General features: G+C 54.6%; 5 protein-coding genes. All 5 read right to left on the reverse strand.

The features are described 5' to 3' along the window. Window positions 1-815: glutamate 5-kinase (proB, locus tag QVP67_RS02065; RefSeq protein WP_288179808.1), on the reverse strand; the 815-nt coding region annotated here is incomplete at its 3' end. A 31-nt stretch (window positions 816-846) separates the two neighbouring features. Beyond that, window positions 847-1,086, reverse strand: coding sequence for a DUF2007-related protein (locus QVP67_RS02070; RefSeq protein ID WP_022161897.1), 240 nt, complete (start codon window positions 1,084-1,086; stop codon window positions 847-849). Between the two features lie 94 nt (window positions 1,087-1,180). Further along, the gene (murI, locus tag QVP67_RS02075; protein WP_022161898.1) at window positions 1,181-2,023 is read right to left on the reverse strand and encodes a glutamate racemase; all 843 of its coding nucleotides are present in this window, start codon (window positions 2,021-2,023) and stop codon (window positions 1,181-1,183) included. 116 nt (window positions 2,024-2,139) lie between these two features. Beyond that, a complete protein-coding gene (locus QVP67_RS02080) occupies window positions 2,140-2,646 on the reverse strand; it encodes an OmpH family outer membrane protein (RefSeq protein ID WP_022161899.1) in 507 nt (168 codons plus the stop codon). Between the two features lie 84 nt (window positions 2,647-2,730). Further along, window positions 2,731-3,246 (reverse strand): OmpH family outer membrane protein, encoded by a 516-nt coding sequence (locus QVP67_RS02085; protein WP_022161900.1) that lies wholly within the window; start codon window positions 3,244-3,246, stop codon window positions 2,731-2,733. Window positions 3,247-3,380: the final 134 nt, after the last annotated feature.

Below are 3,380 nucleotides of genomic sequence, written 5' to 3' on the forward strand. Positions count from 1 at the left end.
CGGGTGTACAGCAGGTCGGGGTGGGGCAGCGGAGTTGCCGGTTGGCTGTCGGCCGGAGCCGTCAGCCGTGCGTTTTCGTTGTCCACGATGTCGTTCAGGATGTTGTCGCGCTTGCCGTTGGCTATGATGACGGTGATGCCCTCGGCTGCCACCTTGCGGGCGATGTTGGTCTTCGTAAGCATGCCGCCGCGTCCGAAGCTGGACTTCGATGCCTGTATGCAGTCGGATAGGTCGCGGTCGTGGGCTATCTCGGTGATAACTACCGAGCCGGGGTCGGAAGGCGGCCCGTCGTAGATGCCGTCTATGTTGCTCAGTATGATGAGGGCCTGTGCGTCCATCATGGTGGCGATAAGTCCGCTGAGTTCGTCGTTGTCGGTGAACATAAGTTCGCTGACGGCGATGGTATCGTTCTCGTTGACGATGGGGATGACACCGTTCTCAAGCATGACGGTCATGCAGCTTTTCTGGTTCAGGTAGTGGCGGCGTGTGCCGAAGCTCTCTTTCATGGTGAGCACCTGGCCTACGGCTATCTTGTGTTCGCGGAAGAGCTCGTAATAGCGGTTGATGAGTTTGGCCTGGCCCACGGCAGAGAACAGCTGGCGCTGCTCGACGCTATCCAGCCGTTTGGCCGGGCACAGCTCGCTTCGCCCTGAAGCGACGGCTCCAGAGGAAACGAGAATCACTTCGGTGCCTGCCTTATGCAGGGCTGCTACCTGGTCGACGAGTGCCGACATGCGTGTAATGTCCAGTGTGCCGTCGCGGCGTGTCAGTACGTTGCTGCCTATCTTGACGGCTATTCTTGTCAGTCGATTCATTATTTGTGATTCTGGATGGTTGTGTGCAGGGTTATTCTGCGATTTTCTTCTTTTCGTATTCGCGCACCACTTCCATGGCCGCTTCAAAGTCTTTCTCGTTGACCAGCACACTTACGTCGATAGCGGTAGCGGGCACGGCTACGTTCACCACCATGTCGTCTTTCAACGCGCACTCTACTTCTGCGTTTCCAAGCAGGCTTTTCACCAGTTCGGCTTCCCACAGGGAACCCTTGAACACTTCGATGAGTTTACTTGTGTCTTTTTCTTTCATATTATTATGAATTTGATGGTTTTTCCCACAAAGTTAGTGCAGTTTGTGAGAAAAACAAGGGTTTGAGTGAAAAGCTTTTGCCGGCGGGACTGATTTATTCCAGTGTGATGTGTTGCACGTCTATCTTCTGGTTGAGGAAAGTGGAGGCCGACTCGGAGAATTTCTCGGTAGCTTCGGTGGTGTAATACCTGCAGGTGCCCTGACGGGTGCAGCGGGCGTCCATCTCGGGATGGCGGTGCAGGTAGTCTTTCAGGCTTTCGGCTACGAGTCCACCCTGGGCCACGGTGCGGATGTGGGCGGGCATGTATTGCTGTATCTTGGGCAGCAGCAGCGGGTAGTGGGTGCAACCCAGAATGACGGTATCGGTCAGCGGGTCGAGGGTGAGCAGCTGGTCGATGTACTTGCGCACGAAGTAGTCGGCACCGGGGCCGGTGGCTTCGTTGTTCTCCACCAGCGATACCCATAGCGGGCAGGCTACGCCGCTGACGCTGATGTCGGGATAGAGCTTGCGGATTTCGAGGGGATAGGATTCGGACTTGATGGTGCCGGCTGTTGCCAGTATGCCTACGTGTCCGTTGCGAGTGATGTTGCCGATGCACTCGACGGTGGGACGGATGACGCCCAGCACACGGCGGGTGGGGTCGAGCGTGGGGAGGTCGTTCATCTGGATGCTTCGCAGGGCTTTGGCCGAGGCGGTGTTGCAAGCCAGGATGACGAGGTGGCATCCCATTTCGAAGAGTTTGGTGACGGCTTGCAGGGTGAACTGGTAGACGATTTCGAACGAGCGTGTGCCGTAAGGGGCACGGGCATTGTCGCCCAGGTAGATGTAGTCGTATTGGGGCAGTGCCTCGCGAATCTTGCTGAGGATGGTGAGTCCGCCGTATCCGGAGTCGAAGACGCCGATGGGGCCGGGCGTGGTGGGGAGGTTCTGTTTCATAGTGGTACTAAAACAAATTCACCACAGACGGTCGCGGCTGTTGCACGGGTTGCCGCAGGATGTGGGCGTGTGCTGGCCGGTGGCGGTCTGTGGTGAGTAATGTAAGGAGGGGCTTGTTATTTGATGCCCAGTTGTGTCTTGACTTTGGCTGTCAGGTCGATGCTTTCTGTTCCGATGTAGGGAATGGAAGTACGTGCCAGGTCGAAGATGTAGATTACGCCTTCTGCCTTGCCCACTGCCTGAATGGCTTCATCGAGCTTCTTGTAGATAGGTGCCATGGCATCGGTCTGTGCTTTCTGCATGGCCTGTGCAGCTTCCTGCTGGAATTGTTGCTGGCGCTGTGCCATGTCCTGAATTTCTTTCTGACGTCTTTCTGCGATGTTCTGGGGCAGTGAATCTGCCTGTTGCAGGAATTCCTGATACTTCTTGTTGAGTTCGGCTTCACCGGTTTCCATTTCCTTCTGGTATTGTTTAGCCAGTGCGTCGAGGTCGGCCTGTGCCTTAGTGAATTCGGGCATTACGGTGATAACTTCCTGTGAGTTCATGTGAGCGAACTTCTGTTGTGCCATAGCTCCCAGCGGGAGTGCGAACAATGCAATGGCAAGTGCGAATTTTTTAAGCATAACGTTTATTGTTTTAATGATTATTATTCTCTTCTTCTTCAGTGTTAACCAGTTGTTCCGGCTATCGGTAGCAAATTTATGAAATTAATTTGAATATCCCATCTTTGCGAGGACTTCATTGCTGATGTCGATGCTTGGCGAGGCAAAAATGATGCTGCTGGCCGAGGCGCGGTCGATGACGGCAGCATATCCCTGCTGGGTGGCAATCTGCTTGACGGCGTTGTAGATGTCGTCCTGTATGGGGCGCATCAGTTCGTTGCGCTGTTTGGCCAGTTCGCCTTCGGGGCCGAAGTATTTGCGTCGCAGTTCGGCGGCCGATTTTTCTTTTTCTACAATCTGGTCTTCTTTCTGTTTCCGTTGGGCGTCGGTCAGTTTGCTGCCGGCGTTCTGGTAGTTCTCGTACAGGGTTTTGGCTTCCTGGGCAAGTTTGTCCACTTCGGCCTGCCACTGGCGCGAGGCCTGTTCGAGCTGGGTGTTGGCTTCTTCGTAGGCGGGGATGTTCTTCAGGATGTATTCCATGTCGATCAGTGCGAACTTCTGCGCCTGAGCTGTCAGACACATGGCCAACAGCGTAAACATTAGTAAAACACTCTTTTTCATAACGTCCGTTCTTTTTAGGTTATTATTGTCTGTTGGCTTCGGCCGGAGGCTTTCGCGTGGGCCGAAGCTGTGTTTTTTGTCTTGTCCGAGCGGTGCAAGTACGGCTCGTGAGTAATGCAAGTACGGCTCGTGAG

This window comes from Bacteroides sp. CAG:633 (assembly GCF_000435115.1).
GTDB lineage: Bacteria > Bacteroidota > Bacteroidia > Bacteroidales > Bacteroidaceae > Bacteroides > Bacteroides ndongoniae.